Source organism: Nonomuraea soli (assembly GCF_013761175.1).
In the GTDB taxonomy this organism is placed as follows: Bacteria; Actinomycetota; Actinomycetes; order Streptosporangiales; family Streptosporangiaceae; genus Nonomuraea; species Nonomuraea soli.
On the sequence record NZ_JACDUR010000009.1, the window covers coordinates 56,584 to 72,071 of the forward strand.

Annotated in this window: 13 protein-coding genes; 6 read left to right on the forward strand and 7 right to left on the reverse strand. The window is 72.3% G+C overall.

Annotated elements, in window-relative coordinates; all coding sequences use genetic code 11:
• Positions 1-1,089, forward strand: a complete 1,089-nt coding sequence (gene pcaDC / locus HNR30_RS39420; RefSeq protein WP_246380147.1) for a bifunctional 3-oxoadipate enol-lactonase/4-carboxymuconolactone decarboxylase PcaDC — start codon at positions 1-3, stop codon at positions 1,087-1,089.
• Here pcaDC and HNR30_RS39425 read toward each other — a convergent pair.
• A complete protein-coding gene (locus HNR30_RS39425; protein WP_181615290.1) occupies positions 1,086-1,355 on the reverse strand; it encodes a metal-sensitive transcriptional regulator in 270 nt (89 codons plus the stop codon). The two genes, pcaDC and HNR30_RS39425, sit on opposite strands and share 4 nt — an antisense overlap.
• 23 nt (positions 1,356-1,378) lie before the next feature.
• The gene (locus HNR30_RS39430) at positions 1,379-2,707 is read right to left on the reverse strand and encodes an MFS transporter (RefSeq protein WP_181615291.1); all 1,329 of its coding nucleotides are present in this window, start codon (positions 2,705-2,707) and stop codon (positions 1,379-1,381) included.
• A gap of 86 nt (positions 2,708-2,793) precedes the next feature.
• On the opposite strand from HNR30_RS39430, the gene HNR30_RS39435 reads away from it, so the two are divergent.
• On the forward strand, positions 2,794-3,513 hold the full coding sequence (locus HNR30_RS39435) for an SDR family NAD(P)-dependent oxidoreductase (protein ID WP_181615292.1): 720 nt from the start codon (positions 2,794-2,796) through the stop codon (positions 3,511-3,513).
• A gap of 135 nt (positions 3,514-3,648) precedes the next feature.
• On the opposite strand, the gene HNR30_RS39440 is transcribed toward HNR30_RS39435, so the two are convergent.
• The gene (locus HNR30_RS39440) at positions 3,649-4,185 is read right to left on the reverse strand and encodes a DUF1697 domain-containing protein (protein ID WP_181615293.1); all 537 of its coding nucleotides are present in this window, start codon (positions 4,183-4,185) and stop codon (positions 3,649-3,651) included.
• A gap of 276 nt (positions 4,186-4,461) precedes the next feature.
• Here HNR30_RS39440 and HNR30_RS39445 point away from each other — a divergent pair, with 276 nt between their 5' ends.
• From HNR30_RS39445 to HNR30_RS39460, 4 genes are all read left to right on the forward strand, one after another.
• Positions 4,462-5,283, forward strand: a complete 822-nt coding sequence (locus HNR30_RS39445; RefSeq protein ID WP_220134543.1) for a hypothetical protein — start codon at positions 4,462-4,464, stop codon at positions 5,281-5,283.
• A 174-nt stretch (positions 5,284-5,457) separates the two neighbouring features.
• Positions 5,458-8,748 carry a S8 family peptidase gene (locus tag HNR30_RS39450; RefSeq protein WP_181615294.1) on the forward strand — a complete coding sequence of 1,097 codons (3,291 nt, stop codon included), beginning with the start codon at positions 5,458-5,460 and terminating at the stop codon, positions 8,746-8,748.
• A gap of 79 nt (positions 8,749-8,827) precedes the next feature.
• Positions 8,828-9,817, forward strand: a complete 990-nt coding sequence (locus HNR30_RS39455; RefSeq protein WP_220134544.1) for a helix-turn-helix transcriptional regulator — start codon at positions 8,828-8,830, stop codon at positions 9,815-9,817.
• Positions 9,818-10,089: 272 nt separating this feature from the next.
• Positions 10,090-13,101, forward strand: a complete 3,012-nt coding sequence (locus HNR30_RS39460) for an AfsR/SARP family transcriptional regulator (RefSeq protein WP_181615295.1) — start codon at positions 10,090-10,092, stop codon at positions 13,099-13,101.
• On the opposite strand, the gene HNR30_RS39465 is transcribed toward HNR30_RS39460, so the two are convergent.
• From HNR30_RS39465 to HNR30_RS39480, 4 genes are all read right to left on the reverse strand, one after another.
• Positions 13,073-13,219: a hypothetical protein gene (locus HNR30_RS39465; protein WP_181615296.1), complete on the reverse strand. Its 147-nt coding sequence runs from the start codon at positions 13,217-13,219 to the stop codon at positions 13,073-13,075. The genes HNR30_RS39460 and HNR30_RS39465 overlap by 29 nt on opposite strands.
• A 68-nt stretch (positions 13,220-13,287) precedes the next feature.
• Positions 13,288-14,559: a Zn-dependent hydrolase gene (locus HNR30_RS39470; RefSeq protein WP_181615297.1), complete on the reverse strand. Its 1,272-nt coding sequence runs from the start codon at positions 14,557-14,559 to the stop codon at positions 13,288-13,290.
• On the reverse strand, positions 14,556-14,732 hold the full coding sequence (locus tag HNR30_RS39475; RefSeq protein WP_181615298.1) for an MbtH family protein: 177 nt from the start codon (positions 14,730-14,732) through the stop codon (positions 14,556-14,558). Before HNR30_RS39475 ends, HNR30_RS39470 begins: the two co-directional genes overlap by 4 nt.
• Position 14,733: 1 nt before the next feature.
• Entirely contained in the window at positions 14,734-15,483 is a 750-nt protein-coding gene (locus HNR30_RS39480) for a thioesterase II family protein (RefSeq protein WP_181615299.1), read from the reverse strand.
• Positions 15,484-15,488: the final 5 nt, after the last annotated feature.

A 15,488-nucleotide genomic window follows, 5' to 3' on the forward strand; every position in this document is an offset into this window, starting at 1 on the left:
CTGCTCAACCACCGCCTCGACGGCCCGCCCGAGGCGGAACCGCTGATGCTGGGGCCGTCGATCGGCACCTCGCTGCGGGTGTGGGAGCCGCAGATCCGCGAGCTGGCCAGGCGGCACCGGGTGGCGCGCTTCGACCTGCCGGGACACGGCGGCTGCGCTCCCGGCGAGGCCGGGGGCATGGCCGGGCTGGCCGGGCGGGTGCTGGAGCTGGCCGACTCGCTGGGCTGGGAGAGCTTCCACTACGCGGGCATCTCCATCGGCGGCGCGATCGGCGCCCGGCTGGCGCTGGACCATCCCGGGCGGGTCAGGTCGCTGGCCATGATCTGCTCGTCGGCCCGTTTCGGGGAGCCCGCGGCCTGGCACGAGCGCGCGGCGCTGGTGCGCGAACGCGGCACGGCCGTGCTGCTGGAGGCCTCGCGCGCACGCTGGTTCGCCGGTGCGCCGGTGCGGGAGCTGCTCGACGACCTGGCGGGCGCCGATCCCGGCTCCTACGCCTCCTGCTGCGAGGCGCTGGCGGGCTACGACATCCGGCGGGAGCTGGGGAAGATCGCCGTGCCGACGCTGGTGGTGGCGGGGCGGGACGACCCGGCCACTCCCCCGCCGCACGGCAGGGAGCTGGCCGACGGCATCGCGGGCGCGACGCTGGTGGAGGTGCGCGAGGCCGCGCATCTGGCCAACGTCGACCGGCCGGACGTCGTGACCGGGGCGCTGCTGACGCATCTGGGGGCGCGGGCGGGGATGGCCGTGCGCCGTGCCGTCCTGGGCGAGGCGCACGTCGACCGGGCGGTCGCGGGCACCACGGCGTTCACCGCGGACTTCCAGGACCTGATCACCCGTTACGCGTGGGGCGAGATCTGGACGCGGCCCGGGCTCGACCGGCGCTCGCGGAGCATGATCACGCTGACCGCGCTGGTCGCCGGGGGCCGGCTGGAGGAGCTGGCGATGCACGTGAAGGCCGCGCGGCGGAACGGGCTGTCCCCTGAGGAGATCGGCGAGGTGCTGCTGCAGTGCGCGATCTACTGCGGGGTGCCCGCCGCCAACGCGGCCTTCGCGGTGGCCCAGCGGGTGCTGGGTGAGGAGGAGGATTAGGAGCGGACGAGCCGGGCGATGGCCGCGGTGGCCTCCTTGACCTTCGCGTCGGCCTCGGGCCCGCCTTTGGCCGTCGCCTCGGCGACGCAGTGGGCCAGGTGCTCCTCCAGCAGCGCCAGGGCGAAGGACTGGAGTGCGCTGTTGGCGGCCGAGACCTGGGTGAGGATGTCGATACAGTATTTGTCCTCTTCGACCATCCGCTGCAGGCCGCGCACCTGTCCTTCGATCCGGCGCAGCCTGCGGTGGTGGTCCTGCTTGGCTTTCATATCCCGTTCAACACCCTACCCCCCTAGAGTATTTCGGCGGCCTGCTTCTTTCCGGTGAGCGTGACGCCCGCCAGGACCGCGCCGCCCAGCGCCACCACGGCCGCCCCCACGAAGGGCGAGGTGCCGCCGGCGGCCAGGGCCGTCATGACGGCCAGGCCGAGCGCCGAGCCGACGTTGTAGGTGGTGTTGACGATGCCGGAGGCCAGGCCCGCCTCCTCGGGCCGCACCCCGCTCATCGCCGACATCATCGCCGGGATGTAGGCCAGCGACATGCCCACCGCCGCCACCAGGCTGGCGGGCAGCACGTCGGCGGCGAAGCTGCCACCGGGACCGGCCAGCGACAGCCAGGCCACACCCGCGGCGAGGACGAGCAGGCCGCCGGCGATCAGCGGCTTGGCGCCGAGGCGGGCGAGCAGCTTGGCGGTGATGCCGACCATGAAGATCATGATGGCCACGGTCATCGGCAGCAGGGCCGCGCCGCTGGCGAACTGGCCCAGGTGCAGGGTCTGCTGCAGGTAGAGGTTGAGGAAGTACCACATCGGGATCCAGGCCGCGCCCAGCAGCGCCATCGCCAGGTTGGCGGGGGCCAGGCCGGGGGTGCGCCAGATGCCCAGCGGCATGATCGGGGACTTGGCGGTGCGCTGGACCAGCAGGAAGAGCGCCAGCAGGGCCGCGCCGCCGAGCGCCGCGATCCAGCTCTCGGCCACGATGGCGTACACGACGAGGGTGATGCCGGCCGTCGCCGACAGGCCGCCGAGCAGGTCGACCGAGCCGCTGCCGCGCCGGGTGGCGGGCAGCAGGGCGGGTACGGCCAGCAGCGTGATGACGCCGATGGGGATGTACACGATGAACACCCACGGCCAGCTCAGGTATTCGGTGATGACGCCGCCCAGGAAGACGCCCGCGGTGCCGCCGGCGGGTGCCGCGGCGCCGTAGAGGGACATGGCCTTGCCGAGCTCACGCGGGTTGTGGCCGAAGAGCATCATGAGCAGGGTCATGGCCGCCGGGGCGATGAGGGCGCCGCCGACGCCCTGGATACCCCTGCCCAGCACCTCCACCCAGGCGGTGGTGGCCGCGGCGGCGACGACCGAGCCGGCGATGAGGATCAGCCAGCCGGTCGAGAAGATCTTGCGGGCGCCGAACAGGTCGGACAACCGCCCGCCCAGGAGCAGCAGGCCGCCGAAGGCGACGACGTAGGCGTTGAAGACCCACTGCAGGCCCTCGGGGGTGAAGCCGAGCTCGCGCTGCATGTCGGGCAGGGCCACGCCGATGATCGACGTGTCCATGATGACCATGAACTGAGCCATGGCGAGCACCACGAGTGCCCACCAGCGGCGGGGATTCGCTGACATTTCTATACCTCCAGGGGGTATGTCAGGGTGACGCGGAGGAACGTAACATACCCCCTAGGGGTTTGCAAAGTGGAAGAGTGTCGCGCATGGAGCTGAGCGGACAGACCTGCCTCATCACCGGCGCCGGCCGCGGCCTCGGGCTGGCGATGGCCACCGAGTTCGCCCGCGCAGGAGCGCGCGTGATCCTCGCCTGCCGTACACCGGCGGACGCCGTGGCGGCCGTGCGCTCGCGGGTCCCCGAGGCGAGCCTCGAAGAGGCGCGGGTGGACCTGGCCCGGCTCGGCTCCCTGCGCGAGCTGAAAGCCGACATCCTGGTCAACAACGCCGCGGTCGTGTCCGACTCGGCCGAACACACGGTGACCGTCAACCTGCTGGCACCGTTCCTGATGTCACGCCTGGTGCCCGCCCGCATGGTCGTCAACGTGGCCGCGGCCAACCACCGGCAGGTCCCCGACCTGGAGGCGCCCGTCCCCGAGGGCAGACAGGAGACCTACCGGCACACCAAGGCCGTGCTGATCAGCCTCACGATGGAGCTGGCCAGGCGCACACCGGTCCTGGCCAACGCCTTCTGCCCGGGGGTCATGGCCACCCGGCTGCTCGACGAGTTCCGCGGGGTGCCGGACGACGGATCGGCCGCGAGCCCGCGCGCGTCGGCGCTGGTCGCCGTGGACCTGGCGCGCTCCGGCGAGACCGGGCGCTACCTGGAGGGAGGGCAGGACGTCCCGCCCTCCCCCGCCGCGGCCGATCCCGAGGTCGCCGCCCGGCTGTGGGAGCACTGGTCGCGCCGGGCCGGGCTGAGCGCCTGACGGCGATGGAGGGTGACGGCGATGGAGGGTGACGGCGATGGAGGGTGACGGCGACGGCGGGTGACAGCGACGGCGGGTGACAGCGACGCCGATGGCGGGTGACGGCGTTCCAGGATGCGGGGTCGACGGCGCCGGTCAGGTGTTCACGTTGGCGCGGTCGGCGAGGGCCAGCGTGGTGTTCCAGTTCCGCTCGGTGATCACGAGCTCGGGCGAGGCCCTCAGGCAGGCGCGGGCGACGAGGCCGAGCTTGCTGCCACGGGGATGACCGCCGTACTTCAGGTAGAGCACCCTGTCGCCCAGGTGGAACTCCTCGGGGGCCACGGCCTCCCGGTCCAGGTCGATGCGCGGCTGGTGCGACAGGAACGCCACCCGCAGCAGGGCCGGATCGGCCACCGGGAACGGGTTGGACTCCACCACCGCGGCCAGTTCGGGACCGGTGCGTACGACGACGCCCACATCGAGGCCGAGTTGCTCCAGGAGTGCCGCGCGGACGGCGCCGGCAAGGCGGTCCGTGCGTGTCTCGGGGGCCTCGACGATCGCGTTGCCGCTGTTGAGGTAGGTGGTCACGGCCGTATGGCCAAGACCCTTCAGCAGCTCGCGGAACTCCGCCATGACCAGGCGGTTGTGCTGCTTGAGGTTGACCCCGCGCACCAGGACCGCGTACTTCGGCATCGGGCCAGGATAGTCGGGCGCCTCGGCCGCCGTCCGGTCCCGTGCCGGGCGGTGATCGGTTCGGGGAGCCGGATTTCTTTCCCGGTGTTTCTCCTCGCGCGTTCTGAACGACTCGGAATTCACCTCCGAAAGAAAAGGCTTCGACCAGCGGATTTACCGTCGGTCGGGTGCGGAGAAAACGTCTACAGCGGTCTACGGGAAATAACGGCGTTGCCGAGCCGCGGCCGCGCTGCGTAGCCTCGATGACATCGAACCGACGCGCCACGGAGCGTCCGCATGCCTTCGCCGCACCGCATGTCGCCACCGCCGCCGCCTTGGTCCCTGCCGGCGCCCCGCCTGTATGTGCTGCCCGCGGCCCAGGCGCCGGTGGCGTTGATCATGAGGCGGGGGCCGAGCGGGTGGTGGCACCTGCTGCGCTGGGATCTGGAGCGGCCGGCGGTCGAGCCGGGGGCGTGGTTTCACGGGTTGCTCTACCCGCGCCGGTGCGGGCTGTCCCCCGACGGGCGGCTGCTGGGGTACTTCGCGCTGAAGCACGGTGAGGATCCGTGGCACACCTACTTCGCCGTCTCCAGGGCGCCCTGGCTGACCGCGCTGGCCGCCTGGCACACCTTCGGCACGTGGACGACCGGTTGCCACTTCGGGCGTGACGGGAGGCTGACCATCACCGGCTCGGTCGACAGCCGTCCTTTCCACGGCGCCTATCCGCATCGAGTGGAGATCGAGCCGGTCGACACTCGATGGAGTGATGCCGACCTGTACAACGAGCACCGGAGGGGGTGGCGGGCGGTCCCCGGGGGCGGGCGGGCCGTCGAGCGGCGGGGGCCGGGCGGCCAGCGGCTCGTGCTGGAGCACCGGGGTGTCGACTTCGGCCGTCACAGCATCGAGGGGGTGCTGGTGCGCTACGAGCTCGACGGGGTGGATCTGGAGGACGTCGGGTGGGCGGACTGGGACGGGCGAGGCAGGCTCCTCGTCGCGACCCGGCAGGGGGAGGTGGCGATCCTGGAACACCGCGGCGTCTGGAAGCGGACGTGGTCGCACGACCTCAACGGCCTGGAGCCCGACCCCACCCCGTCCCCCGAGTGGGCACGCGCATGGTGACGAAGCCACCGGCCCCGGCACACCACGCCAGGTGACCCTACCCCTCCACTGCCTGTCGTGACCGTTGTCGAGATCCCGCCATGACGGGTTCTCGACACCGCGTGCCTGTCTGCGACACCGCCCCCTTCTGGGAGCGTATGGGCGTTCACTGATCTTCCCCCCAGGAGGCACCCCATGTCCCTGCGGACGCGCCTAGGCGTGTCAGCGCTGGCTCTCGCCGTCCTGTCCACGACGGCGGGCCCGGCCGGTGCGGCGGGATCCGTCGCGGGCAGCCGGCCTGCCGGCGCGGCGACCACGGCGACCACGGCGACCACGGCGACCACGGCGACCAGCGTCACCCTGGTCACCGGCGACCGCGCGCTGGTCAGCACCGGCGCCGGCGGCAAGACCTCGGTCACCCTCGCCACCGATGAGCCCTATGCCACCCGTCAGGTCGGCGACGACCTCTATGTGGTGCCCCAGAGCGCCGCCGCGATGATCGCGGCGGGACGGCTCGACGAGCGCCTGTTCAACGTCTCGGGCCTGATCCGCCAGGGTTACGACGACGCCCGCAGGGACACCCTGCCGCTGATCGTGGACGGGGCGGCGGCGCTGCCGCGTTCCGCGGATGTGACGACGCGGGCCCTGGGTGCTTCAGGCGCCACGGCGGTGCAGGTCAAGAAGACGGCGGCGGGCGCGTTGTTCGACGGTCTGACCGCCGCCAGGTCGATGGCCAAGATCTGGCTCGACGGCCGTGTCTCCGGCGTCGATCTGGACCCGGGCACGGGTGTCGGCCAGACCGGCGCCGAGCAGGTGTGGAAGGCGGGCTTCGACGGCACCGGCACCAGGATCGCCGTGCTGGACAGCGGCTACGACCCCGGCCATCCGGATCTGAAGGGCCAGGTCGCCGCCGCCGAGGACTTCACCGGCAGCGGCACCGCCGCCGACGGGGACGGCCACGGCACCCATGTGGCCTCGACGGCTCTGGGCTCCGGCGCGGCCGACGCCTCGCGCAAGGGCATGGCGCCCGGGGCGAAGCTGCTGGTCGGCCGGGTGCTCGACAGCTGGGGCGGCGGCCAGGAGTCGTGGATCATCGCGGGCATGGAGTGGGCCGTCGCCCAGGGCGCCGATGTGATCAACATGAGCCTGGGCAGCCAGGAGCCCACCGACTGCACCGACCCGATGAGCGCGGCGGCGCAGCGGCTGAGCGAGCAGAGCAGGAGCCTGTTCGTCATCGCGGCGGGCAACTCGGCCGCCCGTGAGACCGTCAGCTCTCCCGGCTGCGCGGCCGGGGTGCTGACCGTCGGCGCCGTCGACGCGAAGGGCGAGACCGCGGGCTTCTCCAGCCGCGGCCCCGTCCTGGGCGACCACCGGGTCAAGCCGGAGATCGCCGCACCCGGCGTGGAGACGGTCGGCGCGGCCAACGGCAGCGTCGGCGGCATCCACTATCTCAAGATGTCGGGCACCTCGATGGCGTCGCCGCACGTCGCGGGCGCCGCGGCGCTGGTGCGCCAGGCTCACCCCGGCTGGACGGCGCAGCAGGTGAAGGCCGCCCTGGTCTCCGGGGTCAAGGCGAACGCCAAGGACCACGTCTACGCGCAGGGCGCGGGCGAGTTGTCCGTGCCCGGCGCCATCGCGGCGAGCGTGCAGGGGCCGGGCACCGTCGACCTGGGCAGCTTCGCCTGGCCGCACGACGACGGCGAGCGCGCCACCAAGGAGCTCGTGTACACCAACCTCGGTGACCGCGAGGTCAGGCTGCAGCTGAGGATCGAGGACCTGGCCGGGAAGAACGGCGCCAGGATCCCGCGCGACTCGCTCAAGCTCGGCCGCCACTCGATCACCGTTCCGGCGGGCGGCACCGCCACGGTGCCGGTCACCGCCGACCCCGACGGCCGTTTCGCCGACGAGGCCTACGGCGAGATCGGCGCCCGCGTCGTCGCCACGGGCCGCGGGGGCGTGACCGTCACCACGGCGGTCGGCTTCTGGGTGGCCCCGAAGATCGTGAAGCTCACCGTCAAGACGATCGGCCGCGACGGCAACGCCCCCACGGGCATCAGTTTCGTCGACGTCGTCGGCATGGACGAGGAGCGCGCCACCCGCGCCTACGTGGACGGGAGCCCCGAGACCGTCTACGAGCTGCCGGTCGGCCGCTACGCGGTCAGCGCCCTGATCCACACCGCGCCCGCGCTGGCCTACCTCGGCGACCCCGAGCTCGAGCTGGAGCGTGACACCACCCTGGTCTACGACGCCCGCACGGCGCTGCCGATCCAGGTGAAGACCGACCGGCCTTCCACGCTCTCCTCCGGCGTCCTGCAGTACGGCCGCTGGTGGGACCGCTGGCAGACCGGCGGCGGCGTGACCGGCCCGATCACCGAGTTCTACGCCGCGCCCTCCTCGACCAGGGCCCGGCTGGGCGGCTTCGAGATGGGCGCGTACCTGCGCGCGACCTTCGACGGCGGCGTCTACAACCTGGCCTTCATCGACGAGGGCCGGGTCGGCCGCGACCAGTCGCACACCGTCCGCGACAGCCGGCTGGCCGCCGTCGAGGAGACCTGGTACGGCAAACAGGCCGACGAGCCGGCGGGCGACTACCTGGCGGTGCACCGTCCGTGGTCGGCCAACTCGTTCGGCGGCTGGGACGTGGACTTCACGGTGCCGGGCAAGCGCCTGTCGCTCTACAGCCCTGACGTCACCTTCGAGCAGATCGCCTATCGCGGCGGCCACCCGCTGTGGCGGGAGACCTGGTACGACATCCCGCGCACCTACGAGCCCGGCCAGAAGCGCGGCGCCACGTGGCTGCGCATGCCCTCCATGACGGGTCAGTTCCCCGGCTACCACATCGCCGAGCGGCAGGGTGACCTGATCGGCTACTCGACCTCCCGGTGGAAGGACTCCGACCCCGACCACTACGGGGCCGGCGCCTACTTCGGCGACGCGGGCAACCTGACCCTCAGCAAGGACGGCCAGGTCCTGGAGACCAGCGCCTGGCCCTTCGGCCAGTTCCTGATCACCGACGGCACCTACGAGCTGACCGGCCGCCAGCTGCGTTTCGGCTCCTACGACGGCGGCGACCAGGGCGCCATGACCACCACGACCTACCGCTTCACCACCACCCGCCCCCAGGGCGAGGAGGTCGTGGCGCTGCCGTTCCTGGTGGTCGGCTACGACGCCGAGGTGGACTCGCGCAACACCGCGGCGCCTGACGCGGTGTTCCCGGTGAGGATCTCGGTCACCGGTCAGCCCGACTACGACGCCGGTGCGATGGCCTCGGTCAAGGCGTGGGTGTCGACCGACGACCAGAAGGTCTGGGCCGAGGACGAGAGCGCCTGGAGCGAGGTGCCGGTCGCCTTCCGGGACGGCGCCTGGGTGGCGAGCGTCGACAACGCCGCCGCGTCCGGCAGGCACGTGTCCATCAAGGTGAGCGCGGTCGACTCGCACGGCAACGCGATCACCCAGGTGGTCAACCGTTTGTACGGCGTGCGATAGACAACCCCCAGCGCCCCGCGTCCGTTTCGTTACGGTCGCGGGGCGTTTCGCACATCTTTGGCCGACATACTCGGCCATCGTGATCGAAAGCGATGTTCCCGACGACGTGGATCTGAACATCCTGGGCCTGGAACCGGCGGAGGAGCGTGCCTACCGGGCCCTGGTCGATCTGGCCGCCGCCTCCCCCGCGGTCCTGGCCGACCGGTTACGGCTGCCCGCCTCCGACGCCCGCAGCCTGCTGCGCCGCCTGGAGAGCCTGGGCCTGGCCAGCCGCTCGGGCGGCGACCAGGAACGGCACGTGGCCGCCGCTCCCGACCTGGCGTTGCGGGCGATGCTGGTCGCCCGCCGCGACGAACTGCGCCGCAGCGAGCTGGCCATCAACGAGCTGACCGAGCTCTACCGGCGTACGGCGGGCAGCCGCGCGCCGGGCGACCTGATCGAGGTCGTGATCGGCTCCGACGCCACCCGCCAGCGGTTCGAGCAGTTGCAGCTGGGCGCCGAGCGCGAGGTGATGGCCTTCGTGACCGCGCCGACCGTGGTGCAGTCGGCCGAGGACAACCCCGCGGAGGACGCCGCCGTACGGCGGGGCGTGCGCTACCGGGTGATCCTCGAACGCGACGTGCTCGACGGTCCCGGCGGCCTGAGCCAGGCCGAGCAGGCCACCCGTCAGGGCGAGGAGGTCGCGGTCGTCGACACCCTGCCGATGAAGATGATCGTCGCCGACCGCTCGGTGGCGCTGGTGCCGCTGAGCTCTCCAGGAGAGGAGCCGGGGGCGCTGGTCGTGCACGCGCGCGGCCTGCTCGGCGGCCTCATCCGGTTGTTCGAGTGGACGTGGGACCGGGCGGCCAAGCTGCACCTGGGCGCGGAGGAGGGCGACGAGGACGTCACCGCGCTGGACCGCAAGATCCTCGCGCTGCTGTTCGCCGGGCTGACCGACGAGGCCGTGGCCAAACAGTTGCAGCTGTCGCCACGCACGGTGCAGCGCCGGGTACGCCACCTCATGGATCTGTCGGGAGCGACCACTCGGCTGCAGCTGGGTCGTTACGCTCCGGAGCGCGGCTGGGTCTAGGCTGAAATATCGAGTAACCGCTAAATCACCGAGCGCTTTCGTGAACGTGAACAAAGCCATTTCAGTGCGTCTCTAATTCGACGGCACTCGTTTACTCTTTTGAATTGAATATTGCTGGTCGCGATAACGCATGATCCACTTAGCCTGCAGGGTGATGGCTTCGCCGGGGATGGGGTATGGATCAAGACCAATCGTTTCGAGTGCTCGGTTCACTCGAAATCATCATTGGCGCGAACCGGGTCGCCGTCCGCGGAACCCGCCAGCAGATCATCATGGCGACGCTCATTCTGCGGACCGGCCAGGTGGTCTCCATCGACCGCCTGGCCGAGGCCATCTGGGGCGACCACCTGCCGCCGACGGCCAGGAACCAGGTCGTCATCTGCGTCTCCAGCCTGCGCAAGGCCCTGGCCGACGCGGGCGCCCCCGCCGACCTGCTGGGCACCAACGCGCCCGGCTACGTGCTCAACGCCTCCCCCGACCAGGTCGACTCCCTGCACGCCGACCGGCTGGCGGCCAGGGCGCGCGCCGCGGAGGCCGCCGGCGATCTGGCGGAGGCCGCCCAGCTGTTCGCGCGCGCGTGCGGGTTGTGGCGTGGACCGATCCTGGCGGGCATGGAGAGCTCCTTCGTGGAGGGCGAGGCCCGCAGGCTGGAGGACCGGCTGCTCACGCTGACCGAGGAGCGGCTGCGGGTGGAGCTGGCCCTGGGACGTCACCGCGAGCTCGCCGACGACCTGGCCGCGTTCGTGGAGGCCAATCCGCTGCGCGAGCTGCTGCGTGCCCAGCTCATGCTGGCGCAGTACCGCTCGGGCCGCAGGGCGGCGGCCCTCGACACCTACCGGGCGGGCCGCGAGCACCTGATCGCCGAGCTCGGCATCGAACCCGGCACCGAGCTGCGCGAACTGCACGAGGCGATCCTGAACGACAGCCCGGAGCTGACCCTCGCCGATCCCCCGCACAAGCCGCCGCCCGCGCCCTCCGCCGAGGAGGCGCACCCGCCGGCCGCCCAGGATCCGGCGCCCGCGCAGCTGCTGGCGGACGTGCCGCACTTCACCGGGCGCGCCGCCGAGGTCGAGCAGCTCGACACCCTGCTGGAGGAACGGTCCCGCCAGGGCCTGCTGACCATCGTGCTGATCACCGGCATCGGCGGCGTGGGCAAGTCGGGCCTCGCGGTCCACTGGGCGCACCGCGTGGCCCACCGCTTCCCCGACGGCCAGCTGTTCGCCGACATGCGCGGCTACGACCTCAACGCCGAACCGCTGAGCGCCGGGGCCGCGATGGACCGGTTCCTGCGCGCCTTCGGCGTGCGCGGCGAGCGCATCCCCGAAGACCTCGACGAGCGTGCCGCCCAGTTCCGCACCGTGATCGGCAAGCGCAGGGTGCTCGTCCTCCTCGACAACGTGCGCATGATCGAGCAGGTCAAGCCGCTGCTGCCCGGTTCCGGCCAGTGCTGCGTGATCGTGACCAGCCGCGACCCGCTCGGCGACCTGATCGCCCAGGAGGGCGCCACCGAGGTGCGCCTCGACGTGCTCGGCGCCGACGACTCGGCCGCCCTGCTCACCGGCATCGCCGACTCGGCGCTGGTCGGCGACGACCCGAACGCCACGGGCGCGCTCGGCGCGTTGTGCGACGGCCTGCCCCTGGCCCTGCGCATCGTGGGCGCCAAGCTCACGGGCCGCTCCTACTGGACCCCTGCGCGCCTGGTCAAACGCCTGACCGACGAGCGCCGCAGGCTCGACGAGCTCAGCTACGGGCAGATGACCGTGCGCGCCAGCTTCGCCCTCAGCTACCGCGACCTGAGCCCGGACGCCGCGCGCATGTTCCGCAGGCTCGGCCTGCTCAGCGCGCCCGACTTCGCCGCCTGGGCGGGCGCCGCTCTGCTCGACATCGGCGAGAGCGAGGCGGAGGACCTCATCGAGCAGCTCGTCGACGCCCAGATCCTCGAGGTCGTCGGCCGCGACTTCTCCGGGCAGATCCGCTACCGCTTCCACGACCTGGTCAGGCTCTACGCCAGGGAACGTGCCCAGGCGGAGGAGGACCCGCGGGAGTACCCCCTGGCGCTGAGCCGTACGTTGAGCGCGTGGCTGGCGCTGGCGGAGGAGGCCCACGAGCGGGAGTACGGCGGAGCCTTCACCCAGTTGCACAGCCCGGTCGAACGGTGGCGGCCCTGCGTGCCGGAGGCGCTGGTCGACCAGCCGCTCGACTGGCTCGACGCCGAGCGCAGCGCCCTGGTGGCGGCGGTCTCCCAGGCGGCGGCGCTCGGGCTGCACGAGTTGTGCTGGGACCTGGCGGTCACCTCGACGACCCTGTTCGAGGCGCGCAGCTACTTCGACGACTGGCGCCATACCCACGAGGTGGCGCTGTCGGCGTCCAGGGCGGCGGGCGACCGGCGCGGCGAGGCCGCCATCCTGTGCTCGATGGCCAGCATGTACCTGTTCCAGCAACTGCTGGACAAGGCGGGCGAGCCGCTCGACAAGGCGGTGGCGTTGTGCGAGGAGATCGGCGAGCCGTACGGTCTGGCGCTGGCGCTGCGCAACCTGTCGCTGCTCGACCGGCTGGCGGGGCGGTTCGGGGAGGCGCTCGACGGCTTCGGCCGGGCCAAGGAGATCTTCGCGCGGGTCGGCGACCGCTACGCCGAGGCCCACGTGCTCGGCGGCATCGCCCAGGTCCACGTGGACCAGGGGCGGCTGGAGCTGGCCGAGCCGATGCTCAGGCAGGCGCTGGAGGTCTTCCGCGAGTTGCGCAGCGAGCGCGGCCAGGCGCAGATCCTCAACCGGCTCGGCGAGATCCTGCTGCGCAAGGGCCGGCTCGTGGAGGCCGAGTCGGCCTGCGAGGCCGCCCTGGTGCTGGTGCGCGAGCGCCGCGACGTGATCGGCCAGGCCTACATCCTGTGCGGCCTGGGCGAGATCCGACTCATGCAGGAGCGGCCCGAGGCTGCCGCCGAGATCCTCAACGAGGCTCTGATCATCGCCCGCCAGGTGCGGGAGCGGTTCGTGGAGGCCAAGGTCTGCCTGGCCCTGGGGGCTCTGGAGTCGGGCTCAGGACGGCCGGGCGAGGCCGCGAGGTGGATCGACGCCGCCTGCGCGATCTTCGCCGAGCTGGAGATCCGGCTGTGGCGTTTCCGCTCGCTCGTGGCGCTGGGCGAGGTGCTGGCCCTGCAGGAAAAGGATCAGGAGGCTCTGGCCGCACTGGAAAGCTCCCTGACCCACTGCGCCGATCAGGAATCGGCCGCGCCGGTCAGGGAGCTCATCGAGGAGATCAGGTCCAGGTGCTGTCGTCCAGTGTGACGATGGGGCCGGGGGTGGGGGCTGCGGAGACGGCGGTGGCGGCGGTGCCCGCGACGGGGGCGGCGACCAGGCCGGCTACCAGGACGAACTTCGCGCTCCACGCCATCCGCTTCGACATCTGATTCCCTCTCTCGTCGTCTGAGAAGGACGGTATGGAGCGCCGGATACCCGTCGATATCGCGTCGGCTACCGGCCGGCTACCAGCCCTCCGTCGAGCTGGAGAACGGCGCTGAGCAGCACGTCAGCGCCCTGGGTGAGCTGGTCGGGCGGGGTGTGCTCATCGGGTGCGTGGCTGACGCCGCCCGTGCTCGGCACGAAGATCATGCCGATCGGGGCGATGCGGGCGACGATCTGGGCGTCGTGCCCGGCCCCGCTCGGCAGCCGGTGCGAGCTCAGCCCGAGCTCGGCGGCGCAGCGGGCGATCAGGTCACGCAGGCCCGGATGGCAGTCGACGGGCGTGGTGCGTGCCCCGAGGCCGATCTCGATCTGGGTGCCGGTGGCCTTGGCGATCTCCTGGGCCAGCTCGCCCAGGCGGGCGACCGCGTCGTCGAGTGCCGAGGCCGTCACGTCGCGGAACTCCACGCCGAGCCGTACCAGGCCGGGGATGACGTTCCACATGCCGGGCTCCACCGAGCACGTCCCTGTGGTGGCGCGCAGCACGATCCCCTCGTCGGCCGCGATGGAGCGGACGGCCAGCAGCACACGCGCGGCGGCGTCGAGCGCGTCGACCCGGTGCTCCATGGGCGTGGTCCCGGCGTGGCCGGCGACGCCCTCGACCGTCACGGTGAGGTTCAGCCGTCCCGTGATCGACTCCACCACGCCGATCGGCACGCCCAGCCGCTCCAGCACGCTGCCCTGCTCGATGTGCAGCTCCAGGTAGGCGGCGATCTCGTCGCGGGTCCAGGCCGCCTCGTCGAGCCGCAGGTGGTCGCCGCCGACGGCCGCCAGCAGGTCGGCGATGGTGATGCCCCGGTTGTCGCGTTCCTCGCCGAAGCCCGCGGGCAGCGCGCCGGTGAAGCCGTGCGCGCCGAGCATGCCCATCGTGCCGTGGGCGCCCTCCTCGTCGCAGAAGGCCACCACGACCAGCGGATGGCGCAGCCGTACACCCTCCTCGTGCAACACGCGGGCGACCTCGACGGCGGCGAGCACGCCGTAGGCCCCGTCGTAGGCGCCGCCGTTGACGACGGTGTCGATGTGGGAGCCGAGCACGAGCGCCGGGGCCGTGCCGTCGGCGCCCCGCCTCCTGCCGATGAGGTTGCCCGCCGCGTCGACCTCGACGGCCAGGCCCGCCTCCAGCATCAGCCCGGCCACGTAGGCGCGTCCCTGGACGTCCTCGGCGGTGAAGGCCAGCCGGGTCACGCCGCCGCCGGGGCCGCGGCCGATGTCCCCGAGGGCGGCGATGTGCCCGTTGAGCCGTCCGGCGTTGACGCGGGGCCGGGTCCCCTGGACGACCGTCATGGCGTGCGCAGCGACTTGGGGCGCATGTCGGTCCACACCTGGCCGATGTGCTCCAGGCAGGCCTCGCGCTCGCCGGCGAACCCGGTCGGGCTCCAGCCCGGCGGCGGATCCTGGCTCTGCGGCCACAGCGAGTACTGCTCCTCGTCGTTGATCACCACGGCGTAGGTGCTCACGTCAGGCCTCCAGGTCTCGGGCGATGTGGTGGAGCAGCTCGGTACGCCGCTCGTGCAGGAAGAAGTGGCCGCCGGTCAGCACGCGCAGCCGGAAGTCGCCCGTCGCCTGCGCCGCCCACATCCGGGCGTGCTCCACGGGGACGATCTCGTCGTCGGTGCCGGCGTAGACCCGCAGCGGCAGGTCGAGCGGCGGCTCGGGTCGCGGCAGGTAGGTGTCGGTGATCTCCAGGTCGGCCCTGACGCGCGGCAGCACGACCGCCAGCAGCCGCGGGTCGTCGAGCGGCATGCCCGCGCTGCCGTCCAGGCGCCGCATCCAGCCGACGAGCTCGGGCTCGGGCGCGTCGTACATGGCCGCGGAGCGCGGTCCGTGCGGCGGCGCGGCGGCGGCCGCCAGCAGGGCGCGCGGCGCGGGCGCGCCGCGCCTGCGCAGTTCCCTGGCCAGCTCGAACGCCACCCAGGCGCCCATGCTGTAACCGAACAGCGCGTACGGCGAGGCGGTCTCGCCCTCCAGGGCGTCGGCCAGTTCGGGGACCAGCTCGGTCATGCGGGTGCGGGCCCGCTCCCTGATCCTGCGCTCGCGCCCCGGCAGGTGCACGGGCCTCACTTCGACGGCCTCGGGCAGCAGGTCGGCCCACTGGTTGTACTCGACGGACCCTCCTCCCGCGTACGGCAGGCACAGCAGCCTGATCGCGGCGCCTGGGCGGGGCGCGGGCACGCTCACCCACGCCGCCACCCGGTCGAGCACGGTCATCCTCG